The organism is Pedobacter terrae, from assembly GCF_900100705.1.
Classification (GTDB): domain Bacteria; phylum Bacteroidota; class Bacteroidia; order Sphingobacteriales; family Sphingobacteriaceae; genus Pedobacter; species Pedobacter terrae.
Genome location: NZ_FNCH01000011.1, coordinates 176,934 through 190,515, shown reverse-complemented (window position 1 = coordinate 190,515; position 13,582 = coordinate 176,934). Strand labels below are relative to the sequence as shown.

The window sequence follows — 13,582 nt, the reverse complement described above, 5'->3', positions numbered from 1 at the left end:
CCGTTGCTTACCATTGCGAGCAATAATGGGTTTGAATATATGAGGAGGTTTTTGTCGCTTAAGCTGGCTACATAACATTATCTCCTCCAACATAGTGTTAACCTGATGCAATAGGTACCGGCCCCAAATAGATCTTCTAATCACAAATGAAGTGGTATACTAAGGTATGTTACATTAATATAATATCGGCTATTTCGTTATGAGTATACATGCACCGCCACCTGGTGCCAGCCTAACGTGTAGTGTATCGTTTCGGCCGACCTCTTTTTCCATTACTTTGTAGCTTTCAACAGGTTTTCTATAATCCGAATTATCCCCATCCTGGATAATGATCGCCTTAAATTTGCCTTTTTTCAAAAAATCTATCGGAATATCTAAATCCCGCCCCTTTTCATTGGTAGCCGCACCAATAAGCCAGGTTTTATCATTTGCCTGCCTGGCCATCACGATGAACTCGCCTATCTCTCCATCTAACGTTTTACTTTCCAACCAAGGCATTTTCTGTGATGAAATAAATTGCAGCAATTCAGGGTGTTTTTGATAATTTTCCGGTAAATCGGGTATGACCGTTACCCCAGAGAAGGTTATTAAAGTTCTTGCAGCCTCACCAGCAAGCGTGGTATTGGTTGGGTAAGCCGCTCCATGCGTCCTGCCGGTTTGCAAAAGATCTGCAAGTCCATTGTTCATATCCAAAGGTCCTGCCAGCATATTTACAAAAACTGAAGTGACAAAGGTTTTTGGCTGCAGGGGGGTGCCTGCGTCGAGCTGGGCCTGGCAATATTCACGCGTTAGCGCGTTAGGAAAGGTGCGCATCTGACCATATGGATGAACCGGACCATCATGAAAATTGCACAAGAGGCGGTTTTTCGCACACAATTCGGTAATCATTCTCGTACGTTCATTTTTTTCCTCCGCACTACCAGACATGAACCCATATTTTATACCCGCAGCACCCCAGTCGCCATATTGCTTGAGTGTTTGCGCTATCGGAAACTTTCGGCCGCCAACGTCATTGAGGTAAAGCCAAATCCCTACACCTTTTGTTTTTGCATATTTTATGATTTCATGAACCTCGGCTACTTTCCCACCCTTAAGCGGATCCGACTGTTGACCAAATTCAGGTCCATACCAGTCAGCATCCAGGCTTAGATAACGAATATTGTTTTTTGAGGCAAAGTCAACCATTTTTTTCCATGAAGCAAGTGACATATCATACCTAAAGCCATCGACCTGCGCTCCGGCAATCCTCCAGTCCCAAACTGAGACTCCAGGCTTCACCCAGTTAAAATCCGTTGATTTTGCCGGCGGTGGATTGAGTAATTCCAAAATATGAGAGTCCACCAGCGATCCCGGCTTATCTCCATACATCACAACTTTCCATGAATTACTGGGCTTGGAGGCAATATCAAACCTTGTTTCTTGTTTTCTAGACTGCAATACGAGCGGTTCGCCCCATGATAAATCCGCTTCATGAATGGCCACATAATTATCTTTGTCAACTTTAACGGTCATCACCGGAAAACGCTTACCACTGCAATCCATTAATTTTTCGGGTCCGATGTTTGCACGCTCACCGTTGTAATACCAGGCAGTATAATTACCCGTGAAATTAAATTCAGTCAGATCCTTTTCTGGTTTCCCTTGAGGAATTTCATACCTGAATGCAATTCCGTCGTTATATGCCCTGATGATAAGACTATAGGTCGTCAGCTCTATTTTGACTTCGTTATAGCTATCAGGAACTCTTGCTCTTTTTCCCCACAATGGTTTCCAGACAGTATTGTTTGAACGATGTGAACAACCAATTGGTACGGCCCTTTCAATTCCATTTAATCCAAGCTTAGAATCTGAGATAATTAATTTAGCATTGGCAGAAAAGGAATAGATAATATCACTGGTTTGATTACTGTTCAATTCAACACGTAATCTGTTATCGGGTGAGGCGATTACCAGCGGAAATACGTCACTGGCCTCGTATACGGGCGCAATGCTGGCTTCGGCAGAAACATAAAGTGATACAGCGGTAAACAAAATACAAAAGACAAATATCCTGCTTTTCATGAAGCTAGTGTTTGATTTTTTATAAGAAGAAATAGGCCGGACCACCCGTTATCCTGAGCATTAGACTTGGTTTACGTTGCAACATAGTCGGCTGAAGTTTACATCTAAAAGATTTAAATCCATATTTTATATCCCAAACATCTTTAATTTTCTAGGTTGAAGTTTACTATCTGTCAATTTCTGTAAGCACAGCAGCAAATCCCCCATTACGGCTCATGTTAATTACCATTTCCTGCTCACGATCTGTTTGCGAGATAACCTTTCTGTAATCCATTGCCTGACGGGGGGCATTTATACCATCTTCGAAAGCCACCATCTGGTAACTTTTGCCCTTATCCAGAAAATCCATTTTTACATTAAATTTCCTGGACGTACCATTGGTTATTCCACCGATATACCATGTACGGCCTTTTCGCTTAGCTACGAGCGCCACCTGACCTAATTCGGCCTGTAGCGCTTTTGTTTCATCCCAGGTAACCGGTACGCCAGCAATAAAGTCAGTACATTCCTGTTCTTTGTAATATAGGGAAGGATTATCACATAACATTTGAACACCGCTTTCAAAAAGTACAAAAAGAGCCAGCTGATAAGTTCGCGTACCGACCGCTGCTGAATTTGGCCTCTTGCCTCCATAGACTTCAGGCTGCATATTGATCATCGCTCCTGGCGTAAAATCCATAGGTCCAACTACATTTCTGATGAAAGGCAGAAAGATACTATTGTCAGGTTGGCAACCTTCCATTTGTTCCAGACCCCTAACCCCCTCGTAGGAAATGACATTGGGATATTTCTGTTCTAAACCCCTGGGTGTGAAAGAACCATGAAAGTCTACCAGCATATTGTATCTGGCCGCTTCCTGGGCTACACGCTCATAGTAGTTGACCATCCACTGATCGTTTCTATCCATAAAATCAATCTTCACCCCTTTGATACCCCACTGCGAGAAAGTTTTGAATAGACCCATATTCTGCTCCACACTAAGCCAGGTTAGCCACAAGATGATATCGACATTTTTTTGCTTTCCATATTTTATAAGGGCATGCAGATCAACCTTCTTATTTGGCGTGTAAGGGTCATCAACACTTTCTGCCCAACCTTCGTCCATAATGATGTAAGGCACACCATTCTTTGAAGCAAAGTCAATATAGTATTTATAAGTCTCCAGATTAAAGCCAGATTTAAAATTGACATCCGGTCCGTAAGGTGCTGCAGCATTCCACCATTCCCAGCTTACCTTCCCGGGCTTAATCCATTCGGTATTTTTAATTGCAGATCTTTGAGCAAGCTTTATAGGCAAGGTTGCTTCAAGCAGTTCCTTATCCTGGGAGGCAAGGATAAAATAGCGCCAGGGAAACGTTCGCTTGCCATCGGTTTCTGCAATGTAGTCTGCAGCTTTTGTAATGCGCATAAAGCGGTCTCCTTGCTTTTTCTCCTCGAGTGCTACACCTGAAAAAGCAGACACCATGCCCTTATCGCTATCGCCTTTGACAAACATGCAGGGATAGTCCATCACATCGGTTTCCGAGAACAAAACCTTCACACCGTTTTTTGTATCGATTAGGACTGGAAGCGTCGACATCTGTGCTGTCTGCTTCCATGTCTTGGCGGCTGGATGAATATAATTGGTTTCATAATTAGATGTAAAATCCTTTGCCGGCTGGAGATGAAGCTCATATTCTTCTTTCAAAGGAAGCGTAACCTTTTCGTTTATAACCTTTATTTTCCCCTTCAGATCGCCTTTGATATTGGTAATGATCCGGTATGCAGCCCCTTCATCGTACGCCCGGAATTCAATGGCATAACCATTCTTTAGTTGGACGGTTAAGACATTACACTTATCATGGATCTGAGCGAATTTTAGCGCCACTACGGGATTAATCTGCCTGTCAATGTGGGACAACCTGACTGACTTTAGCAAATCCTTGTTCTTTAAATCAACACCTTTAATGTCAAGCCCCAAACCGCAGTTTGCCATGACTAATGTATTATTTTTGTAGATATCATATTCAACCCTGTCTGTCACCCTGATCTCAAGCCTTACGATACCATTTGGAGAGGAAAGTTTGCTTGCAAATGCGAAAAGAGTGTTTAGTATGATTATTCCAATTAATATTGCGCGCTTTATCATTATCATTTAGTTATGTTATTTATATCTGTAGGATCGTGTACCAATTAAATAATTATTTCCCTGATCCTCACTATCAGCTTAATCTTTAGTTTTTATGGTATGGCGAAACTCGTTTTTCTATTGCCAGACAAAGATATATAAACGAAAGTCAATCAACTTTGCTGCTTTAATTAATATTCTGAAAGGGTGAGATTTTCTCCATCCGAGGTTTTGGATCATTCAGACTATTAGGGACTAAGTTATAAGTTTTGAGGAAAAAATTTCTTAGGGTGATATTTACGATAGCTAAAGGTTACTTTTTCCACTGGCATTGGGCCCAATAATATTAAAAGTAGGGTCGAAGTCGATACTGATCTTGTCCCTGAAGCTTTTGAGATTGGTAATAGTGATGTTGCTTATTTTCATGATTAGTTTAGATTTTCGAGAAGTACAAGAATACAGAATTAAAAATAAAATGTTTGGTTACTAATGGATTTAATGACTTTCATCATTTGCGACAACAGCTGTCAGCTAATTAGCGAAAACTACCCTAACGAACCCAAATGGAAGATTACCTGAGCCTGTTTCCGAATGCCGATGCGCAGCAATTGCCTGAAACGGATTTACGGGAAAGGTTTTTAGAGATTATACAGCCGCTGCTTACCATTGCGAGTAATAATGGCTTTGAGTATATGAGAAACTTTTTATAGCTTAACATGGCTAAAAACACAATATTATTTTTTCCAATACAGGTTAAACTGATCTAATACGAACAGGCACCATATATCATATTCAGATCGGCATGTACCGCATCAGTTTAAACCTGATCAGGTATTTTAATGTCGCCTGTATCGAGGAACTGTAGCTCGCCGATTCCTTAACCTGGTTAAATCTTATGTTGCCTGACCATTAAGAATTGCTACGTTGTTTTATTATACATAAACAACGCAGCAATTGAATTATCAGTTTAAATAAGCTTCATTACATATTAATCGAAAAACGGAATAAAATGTGCTGTATGAATCCAAGTCTCATTCTTTTTTTCGAAGAAAAAGAAAACAGTTGCTTGAGAAATGTTTTTATATGTTTTGTTATATACTACAAATGCCTTTGTACCGTCAGGCGAGAACTGAACTGTACTAAATAGGATGTTATCATCTTTTCCTTCATTCTCGGAATTAGTCTTCCCGCCTACAGTTTTTGAAAGTGAAACTTGCTTCCAGGCCGTTGAATAAGGTTTAGATTTTTTCTCTTTTAAATAATTCCAGTTCCCTTGTATAAGTAGAGCTAATGAGTCGGTATTTTTTTCACCTTCATGAGTAATCAAGTATCTATCGAGATCTGACAACAGTTGCTCACTGATGAGCACCTTTTTTGGACGAACATTTTTTTTAGATACTATATCAATCACTTTTGTGATAATAATCTTCTCGTTGTTTAATTCAACTCTATTTTGCGTCGCTGTACAATAAGTGGCTGCCATTATTGCTACGCTAAAAATTATATTTTTCATCATCATAGACAATCTTTTTTACCAGTTGAGCCGGCTTTGTTTTTATATTCTCTCTCTGAATTAGCTTTTGATCTTGCGGCGTCGGGTGGTTCTACCCCGGAGGTTTGCTGTAGGCTTCCCCAAAATATATCCCGACAATACTCCTCCATTCCTATGGATGTATCGGGGGATGCTCCATATCCTTTGGCAATTGAAATGTCCACTAATATTTTTGCCATAGAATTAACATAGGTTTCAGCCATTTGCCAATGCTGCATGAATCCGAGTTCTGGGTAATTATAAGGGTGGGGTGTGCCGTCTTCCTGGTCGAAAAGATATCTGTTAAGGTCGCTAAATGCCATTCCTTCGTCACCTGTAAGGTTATTAGCTCCCCAGACAAAGTAGGCGTGCATCATTTCATGGATTAATGATGCTGTAATTGCCATATCCGAGGCTTCATTTAGGGTAAGAGTGTTAAGTTTGATATTTCCTGTTATAGGATCGGTTTGGCCATGTGTTTCACTTATTGTTGTTGTCCCATCAGGAAGGGTTTTTGTTTGGTATGGTATTGTCTTTTCACCTAGGGTAATTGATACGTTAGGGTTGTTAGCTAAAGCCAAAACAGCATTTTGAGCTTTTGTATTATCGTTGTGCACTTGCTTTAAAAGAGTTGCCATTGTTACCGACAATTGTGATGCACTAACAATTGAGTTTTTTATGCTTTCCAAGCACGCACGGGTGTTAGGATCCATCGTTATTGTATTAGATAGGTTAACAGGGTTAAAATCTCCATCTCCATCGCTGCCGCCACCTCCGCCACCACCATTACCCGGGTCTGTGGGTGGATCTGGAAACCATTGATCTTGACAAACTGTTATTTCACTTGAATCAATCAAGCTATAATTGCTTCCACAGTTCCCCTGTGGCCAATTACAATCAGGACTATAAATAATATGTACTGTACCTGAATTACAGTTAGTTGGCCCATCAGAAGCCCATGTACAGTATTTTAGTTCTGTATGACATATAGATTCCCAATATGAAGTTTTATTTGGGAAAGTTATAGACTCCCTATTTAAGGCAAGCATTTTTCTTTTCTGGTAACTTTGACTGACCTTGCCTTCAACATAATCGAGCAAATAACTTTTTCCATTTTCAAAGTTTGTTAAAAGCAGATTACCTGTGAAATTATCAATGGCTAACTTTGAGGAATTGTTCGGTGCTTTAGCCTGATAATAAAATGCCTTGTAAAATTCTTTTTCATTTTTTACAATCAAATAGTGTGCAGATCCAAGTTCAATTACTGTCTTAGTTACATTATTCTCTTTTACATTAGCTATTAGAGGGAAGAACACATAAGAAACAGTATCATTTACAACTTGTGAAGTAGGATGTTCCCAATCGGGTATCCAAGAGTATTTTTGATTAACATTTGCAATTAGCTTCCGCTCAAATTTTGAACTATAAAAGCTATCTTTAATAGCACTAAGCCTCTTAAGATAGTCTGGTGAATTTGCCGAGAGGGTTTTACCAATTATTGCATCACTTACTAATCTCTCCTTTGCACATCTAGACATTATTAATGCAATTAGGCAAAGAAGAATGACCGAAATAGTTTTTACATTCGTTATCCTAATTCGGAGAGGAATTAATTTTTTTTTTGTTTTCATAGTGAGGAGAATTTGTTAACATTTCACACAGACGTAAATATATACATAAGTGTATATTTTGTAATATGTTAATCAAAAAATAATATATAGATTAAATCATTAGTCTTTTATGATGACTTTATGAATTCCCTTTACAATCTTTTGTTAAGCCCATAATGGAAGATTACCTGAGCCTGTTCCCCAATGCGGATGCGCAGCAATGGCCTGAAACAGATTTAAGAGGAAGGTTTTTTAGAGAATATACAGCCATTGCTTACCATTGCGAGCAATAATGGGTTTAAATATATGAGAAAGATGATATAGTAATATGGCTAACACAATGCATTAATTTTTCCATAATTAACAGCGAATGAATTAAGCGCAACGAAGAGCTTTTGTAGCTTACAAATCATCAATAATTGAAAAGCTGACAACTGTTGGCTTACACAGAATAATTTTGCTTTTACTTTGTTTATCTGGCACATTAAACAGATTTGCATAGTCTATACCCAATGAAGCTAAATATGTTGCCTTTATGTCTCCAAGCACACGAATCATAACTGGCATCACCACCAGACCATTCCTGATGTCTTTAACTTTAAATTTTGCACCGATATATTTTTGTTTAATTTCTTTTGTATCTATTATATCTTCCAGGGTTATTGGTCTGTCAACTTCAGAAAAGAAAACCGAATCTACTATGCCAGTAGCGTTGGTGGTGAGAAAGACTGAAAAAACAATAACCTTATGAACATCTGGTTTCTTATAGCTTTTATGGATTTTACTACTTATTATTTTATACAAATCATTCTGTTCCACAATTTGTGCTTTAGTTCCCTGAACCATACCTAAGGATAAAAAGCAATACATTAAAAAATTTCTCATAATTTTCAATTACAATAGTGACCTTTTCTTACGCTTTTATTTCTTCCTGTACAGCGTTAGCCTGATCCGATAGGTACCGGCCCCAAATATCATATTCAGATCAGTGTGCACCGCATCATTTCCCAAAGTGTTTTCTGACTGAGGTAGCTTTGCCCCTCAAAAGGAAGGCAATGCTTTCTTTGAAACATCGAATAGGTAGATTTTATTATTCTTTTTTAAATAACCATGGGTTAGAGGACATATAACTATCTGTTAGTTAAAATATCTACAGCTCTCTCCAATAATTCATCCTTCCTTTCAATTATCCCTTTAATTGTTGGTTTTACAATAAAATCAATTTTCACTCCGGCACCTTGAGTTGGCGAATTATCCGGGTAAAATACACCCTTACTTGATATCCGGGTGTAAATGCCGCCTGGAAGTACAATAGTGGTTACCTCACCATCTGCGCCTGCTGTCTGGCTTCCGATTACGCTAACGTTTGGTGAGCTTTGGAGGGCCATTGTTGTAAACTCTCCCTGGCTCTGCGTGTCAGAATTGACGATCACAATTACTTTCCCTTTATATGATTCGCCATTTTTGGCTGGTCCGTTATATTCTGAATTAGTGAACACAACTGTACCTGGATTTGAATAGTCTACCGTAGACTGCTTTAAAAACATACTTTTGAATGATTTAATGTAGCTTGCGAATGTGTAAGACATGAAGTCAGACGGATATTCCCTCATATCTACAATTATTCCTTTTGTTTTCACAAACATTTTTTCTATCTGTGGCAACTCCGAATTTTGGTATTTACCTGCATTCAGATAGCCAATCTGATCGTTTATTAAATAATAAGCCTCTTTTTGTTTTTCTCCGGGCGCTTTATAATTTGATTTGCCCTTGAGCGTTGGGATGTTTAATTTGATTAGCCTTCCATTTCGCTTAAACACAAACCACATTTCTTCATCGTTACTTCTCATCAGATAGTTCCATGGTAAATCTCTTAATTGAGTATCGTAATTGGATGCTGGTGTAATGGGTAAATACTTCCTGACAAGCTTTTCAATTCTTTCTCCGTTGATTGAGACAATAATATCCCCTATTTTAACCTTATCCTGAATACTTAAAGTATCGGTACGGTATCCACTTACGATCAGCTTATTTTCGACAAAATCGGATCTGAAAGGAACGCGGTATTTACCCTTGATTGATTCTAAGGTTGAATAATTATTGAATATGTTTGCATGAGTGTCTTTAATTGTCGCTATAAGTTTTAATGTTGCAAGTGTATATTCTTCGGCATTCCTGGCAGCGACAAATTGTGGAATGAAATCTTTCAGAACCTGATTCCAGTGTTTTTCTGTAATGTTTCTGTAGGGCGAATAATAATTTATGATAGACCAATATCGAAATAACGAGAGTAGCCTGTATCCTGCATCTGGAAATAACATTTCATCGTAGCTTTTTTCGTTGATGAATAGCGGATAACCTAGGCCCGATTCTTTTTTTACCCAATAATTTTGTACACCCAACCTGTTTTGCCGGATATACCTAAGTTTGTTTGTTAAGCTTGCTGATAGCGTTTTCCCTGTAAAAAGATCACCATAATCTGGAGCCATTAACACCGTGGAAGCAGATGGCATTTTACAGTTATCACACTTTTTTACCTTCGGAAGGGAATCTATGTAAGCTTCAAGGAAGTGACTTAATTGGCGAAGATTTTTGCAATTACGTGTAGAGGCAAAGATTTTGAATAATTCGCCATCCCAGTTCACATCGCCGCTACCGGCATATGGGTGATGATATTTCAAAAACCCCCATACCTGCCCTATAATAGCAAGTCTGGTAATTTTTCTGGCATTTATCTGTACATTGCTTATACCTGAACCATGCAGGTACGAATTATCTACCTGAGCTTTCTTTGGAGGAATGCGCCTTAAGTTTTTCAGTGGCTTTCCATCCTTAAAAAGCTGGAAATTATCGAACCAGACTTTTCCAACCCCATCTAGAAATCCTCCATAAGCTATCCCCTTTACTTTTTCGGTATATGGGAGTTTGACTCGATATTCGGCCCAATCATGAGTGCCTGCCTGCTTTGTATCAATATATGCTAATTGCCCATTTTCTCCTTCCAGCTTCAACCATAATCCAGCATAATAAGTTCCAACTTCGTCCATTTTCATAAAGCCTCTCAACTCAATTGAAACTTCTTTGTTGCCAGACGTCTCATCTGCCTCAATCTGGAAGTAATTCCCGACTTCTTGTGGGGTATTGAAATCAATGGTATTCTCAATAGATAAGCTATATCTCCCCTCCTGTTTTCTAATGGAATCTAATTTGATAGTATTGTAATTGGCTGCTTGAAATGACCACCCCATAGGAAGTGAGTTGGTTTCGTCTACGGACTCAAATCCGTTATTGTGATTCGTTGATTTATTAAATCCGGACCATAAAATAAGGAAATAGAGTAAATAATATTTTGCCATATGATATTAATTCTGATTGAACCGACAGGTTTATTGCCTAACCTAATAATTATATTCCTTAATACAAAGTATTGGTTGCTAAGCGTGTTCTGAAACCGGTTTATGTAATCAAACATTGATAACCTTAGGGGCCGAAAATTTACTTTTTAGGTAAACTCAATAAACAACCCAATTATTGGACAATTAAAATATCAAAACCAGAACAATTATTAAATTATCGCAAAATAGGGAAAAATCATCATTACTGAGGTTGATAACTTAAAAGTGATGATTAGTTTCAATAGCTGATCAAACCTCCGAGTCTGTATAACCAAAAGATTTATCACCTAACCAGTTTTGCAGATTACGGAATTCTAAGAACTGATTGAAAAGTGCATTATATATTGTTACATTAGTTAACTTGTCAAGGTAACGAACTTGTAAGCCTTCAATTGTCATTGATGAAATAGCAATGGGAACAATTTTGTAGTGCATAAAAGACTTTAAGTATATTCAGGCACTCCGTAAAAGCGACTTCAAATTCATTCAATGGAGAAATTATCACAACATTTTCTACTCTTAGATTAATAGACGATCCGTTTTCATTCGGACTAATGATGTGGCTTTCGTCAATCCCATAGATAGTTGTAGAATTTTCTAATATACTTGAAAAAATACAGATTTTCTTGAACCTACTTAAACTGTTAGTAGAGGTAGTCTCCAATACAATCTCTAGACTATAACTTGGAGCATTTCATCTTTCTAACTATCAAGCTATCCGCTTACTTGTCTTAATAGATCGTGAGGATAACCCAGAGAGATCTGGCTTAATTCGTTTAGTGTAGTCAGTTCGTGTTCAGTCAATTCAAGCTCCGTAGCTTTCAAGCTATCTTCCAAATGATGAATTTTTCGTGGGCCAGCCAATGGAAAATGACCAGTGTGAAGCGCCCATGCGAAAGCGACTTGACCAGGTGTGGTGTCATGTGCTTGAGCGACTGATTCTAAATAATCTATTATTATTTTTGCCATATCATCCTCGCTTTTGATTTCTGTACTGCTATTTGCCAAGCGCCCTGTCTCACCTTTTCGATATTTACCGGTCAATAATCCGCCGGCAAGTGGAGAATACAACATGGTACCCAGACCTAACGCTTGGGCTAGTGGCAAAAATTCACGATCCGCGGACCTTTGCAACAAATTATACTCTACCTGTATGCTATTCAGCGGTACAGAGGAACTGATCAAAGCGATTTTCCATGCAGGAAAATTGGTTAGTCCGGTGTAGATCACCTTTCCGCACTTCACTAATTCTTCTAATCCACGGGCTATTTCTTCCCAAGGCGTTTGGGCATCATCAAAATGTGGCATATAAATGTCGATGTAATCAGTTTGTAGCCTTTTCAGGGAGGCATCCACAGCCTCCCTCATGGCTTTTCGGTGATTGCCAAAACTACTTATTTTAGGCTGTGCATTACTTGTTAGGGTATATTTGGTCGAGATCACAAAATCTTGCCTTTGGCCTTTTATAAATCTGCCAATTATTTCTTCTGATTCTCCCAATTGATATTTATCTGAAGTATCAATAAAATTACCGCCAGCCTCTGTATAAGCCTTCAAAATTGCTAAGGCTTCTTCCGGGGTTGAACCATAACCGCTACGTTCTCCCAAGCCTGCTCCGCCAAGAATAACTTCACTTACCTGCAAACCAGTATGTGTCCCTAATAATTTATATTTCATTTTTTTGATTAATTTTATTATTCAAAGATATTAGAAGACAATTTGCTGTGCAATAACGGATAAATTTGTCCGTATCAAAGTTTTATTCATTAGTCTATGATGTATCAAAAAAAAACACCGACTATACTTGATTGTGGCTTGCACCTTTTTATGGAAGTGATGAGCGGAAAATGGAAAATAAGTTTACTTTGGAGTATCTATCATGGTATTAAACGACCAAGCGGAATTCACAAAACGATAACGCAAGCTTCCAGAAGGGTATTGGATGCACAATTAAATCAATTGGTTCTACATGGTTTAATTTCAAGAAAAGACTATCATATAAAACCTTATAAGGTTGAATATAGCTTGACAGAACTTGGTCATTCCCTTATACCAGTTATTGAAACCACCGCAAGATGGGGCGAAGAGAATAGGCTGGTTTTGGAAGAAAAAATTTTTTCTTGTAGCATCGATTGAAGTTAATTGCAGACGCGACTTCATAAGCACTATGAAAACTTTAGCCCGCGGGTAAGGTAAATGTTACTTTTCGAATACATGAAGTATAATGCATATGATCAGCTGACGGCAAAACTGGAAGCATGTTAATGATCATATATAGAAGATAACAATAAACCAGTATCAAGGATTAATAATCTCTTAAATGATTATTAATTGGCAAACGAAGAACTATAATTTAAATAGACGATAAATATGACAAGAGATTATAAAATACATTACTTAGTAATGTTAGAAATTCAACGTTTAGTAGGGACTAATGTTGATTTTCATTCAAGCTGGAGAAAAATGTCTGACCAAGAGGTTACTGCATTTATTGATAATGCAATTATAAGCTATCCCGGCCAAAAGATTGAGGATTCAACCGATAAACTGACACCTGGCTTTTATACGCATTTATTTGTCGAACTACCTGCTAACAAAAAATCTCAATAAACGATGCTTAGGAAATCTTTTACAAAAAAACATAACGAATAAACATTTTGAACTCATAAATGAACAGTTCGATATTTTGGACGAACTAGAGAAGGAAATAAAATTATTCAAAAAAAAATATTCTGATCTCTTTAAAGAAGAAAGAAGCTTGTTTTTCCATTCCCAAAGATAAAAAGGTGCAAAGAACTTGAAGTAGCGTTAAACGAAGCTTATTGTGAAAATTAACAGATTAATCTGTTTTTAAAAACGAAGATATTAATTATTGCTT

At 38.0% G+C, this 13,582-nt stretch carries 11 protein-coding genes; 3 read left to right on the top strand and 8 right to left on the bottom strand.

The window, feature by feature from the left end:
* Positions 1 to 189 precede the first annotated feature (189 nt).
* The 3 genes from BLR60_RS15250 to BLR60_RS15240 all read right to left on the bottom strand — a co-directional run bounded on the left by BLR60_RS15250 (position 190) and on the right by BLR60_RS15240 (position 4,594).
* Positions 190 to 2,061 (bottom strand): glycoside hydrolase family 97 protein, encoded by a 1,872-nt coding sequence (locus tag BLR60_RS15250; RefSeq protein WP_090501304.1) that lies wholly within the window; start codon positions 2,059 to 2,061, stop codon positions 190 to 192.
* Between the two features lie 166 nt (positions 2,062 to 2,227).
* Complete coding sequence (locus BLR60_RS15245) at positions 2,228 to 4,189, bottom strand: glycoside hydrolase family 97 protein (RefSeq protein ID WP_090501362.1); 1,962 nt, start codon at positions 4,187 to 4,189, stop codon at positions 2,228 to 2,230.
* A 285-nt stretch (positions 4,190 to 4,474) separates the two neighbouring features.
* Entirely contained in the window at positions 4,475 to 4,594 is a 120-nt protein-coding gene (locus BLR60_RS15240; protein WP_090501302.1) for an AAA family ATPase, read from the bottom strand.
* Positions 4,595 to 4,731: 137 nt separating this feature from the next.
* Between BLR60_RS15240 and BLR60_RS24880 the strand changes: the two genes are divergently transcribed.
* Positions 4,732 to 4,878 (top strand): hypothetical protein, encoded by a 147-nt coding sequence (locus BLR60_RS24880; protein ID WP_167354752.1) that lies wholly within the window; start codon positions 4,732 to 4,734, stop codon positions 4,876 to 4,878.
* Positions 4,879 to 5,156: 278 nt separating this feature from the next.
* Here the strand turns inward: BLR60_RS24880 and BLR60_RS15235 are convergent, their stop codons facing one another.
* The 5 genes from BLR60_RS15235 to BLR60_RS15210 form a co-directional block, all read right to left on the bottom strand.
* On the bottom strand, positions 5,157 to 5,687 hold the full coding sequence (locus BLR60_RS15235) for a hypothetical protein (RefSeq protein ID WP_090501300.1): 531 nt from the start codon (positions 5,685 to 5,687) through the stop codon (positions 5,157 to 5,159).
* Positions 5,684 to 7,330 carry a hypothetical protein gene (locus tag BLR60_RS15230; RefSeq protein ID WP_090501298.1) on the bottom strand — a complete coding sequence of 549 codons (1,647 nt, stop codon included), beginning with the start codon at positions 7,328 to 7,330 and terminating at the stop codon, positions 5,684 to 5,686. Before BLR60_RS15230 ends, BLR60_RS15235 begins: the two co-directional genes overlap by 4 nt.
* A gap of 381 nt (positions 7,331 to 7,711) precedes the next feature.
* Positions 7,712 to 8,194, bottom strand: a complete 483-nt coding sequence (locus BLR60_RS15225) for a hypothetical protein (RefSeq protein WP_143009094.1) — start codon at positions 8,192 to 8,194, stop codon at positions 7,712 to 7,714.
* Positions 8,195 to 8,439: 245 nt separating this feature from the next.
* Positions 8,440 to 10,557 carry a S41 family peptidase gene (locus BLR60_RS15220; RefSeq protein ID WP_167354751.1) on the bottom strand — a complete coding sequence of 706 codons (2,118 nt, stop codon included), beginning with the start codon at positions 10,555 to 10,557 and terminating at the stop codon, positions 8,440 to 8,442.
* An 861-nt stretch (positions 10,558 to 11,418) separates the two neighbouring features.
* Positions 11,419 to 12,381: an aldo/keto reductase gene (locus BLR60_RS15210; RefSeq protein WP_090501291.1), complete on the bottom strand. Its 963-nt coding sequence runs from the start codon at positions 12,379 to 12,381 to the stop codon at positions 11,419 to 11,421.
* A gap of 96 nt (positions 12,382 to 12,477) precedes the next feature.
* Here BLR60_RS15210 and BLR60_RS15205 point away from each other — a divergent pair, with 96 nt between their 5' ends.
* Positions 12,478 to 12,840: a winged helix-turn-helix transcriptional regulator gene (locus BLR60_RS15205; RefSeq protein ID WP_244155675.1), complete on the top strand. Its 363-nt coding sequence runs from the start codon at positions 12,478 to 12,480 to the stop codon at positions 12,838 to 12,840.
* A gap of 234 nt (positions 12,841 to 13,074) precedes the next feature.
* A complete protein-coding gene (locus tag BLR60_RS15200; RefSeq protein ID WP_090501287.1) occupies positions 13,075 to 13,314 on the top strand; it encodes a hypothetical protein in 240 nt (79 codons plus the stop codon).
* The last annotated feature ends 268 nt before the right edge of the window (positions 13,315 to 13,582 follow it).

What these genes read in the sequence shown, in the direction of transcription:
- BLR60_RS15250 (WP_090501304.1), bottom strand. Translation starts at nt 2,061, where the DNA reads ATGAAAAGCAGGATATTTGTCTTTTGTATTTTGTTTACCGCTGTATCA.
- BLR60_RS15245 (WP_090501362.1), bottom strand. Translation starts at nt 4,189, where the DNA reads ATGATAAAGCGCGCAATATTAATTGGAATAATCATACTAAACACTCTT.
- BLR60_RS15240 (WP_090501302.1), bottom strand. Translation starts at nt 4,594, where the DNA reads ATGAAAATAAGCAACATCACTATTACCAATCTCAAAAGCTTCAGGGAC.
- BLR60_RS24880 (WP_167354752.1), top strand. Translation starts at nt 4,732, where the DNA reads ATGGAAGATTACCTGAGCCTGTTTCCGAATGCCGATGCGCAGCAATTG.
- BLR60_RS15235 (WP_090501300.1), bottom strand. Translation starts at nt 5,687, where the DNA reads ATGATGATGAAAAATATAATTTTTAGCGTAGCAATAATGGCAGCCACT.
- BLR60_RS15230 (WP_090501298.1), bottom strand. Translation starts at nt 7,330, where the DNA reads ATGAAAACAAAAAAAAAATTAATTCCTCTCCGAATTAGGATAACGAAT.
- BLR60_RS15225 (WP_143009094.1), bottom strand. Translation starts at nt 8,194, where the DNA reads ATGAGAAATTTTTTAATGTATTGCTTTTTATCCTTAGGTATGGTTCAG.
- BLR60_RS15220 (WP_167354751.1), bottom strand. Translation starts at nt 10,557, where the DNA reads ATGGGGTGGTCATTTCAAGCAGCCAATTACAATACTATCAAATTAGAT.
- BLR60_RS15210 (WP_090501291.1), bottom strand. Translation starts at nt 12,381, where the DNA reads ATGAAATATAAATTATTAGGGACACATACTGGTTTGCAGGTAAGTGAA.
- BLR60_RS15205 (WP_244155675.1), top strand. Translation starts at nt 12,478, where the DNA reads ATGATGTATCAAAAAAAAACACCGACTATACTTGATTGTGGCTTGCAC.
- BLR60_RS15200 (WP_090501287.1), top strand. Translation starts at nt 13,075, where the DNA reads ATGACAAGAGATTATAAAATACATTACTTAGTAATGTTAGAAATTCAA.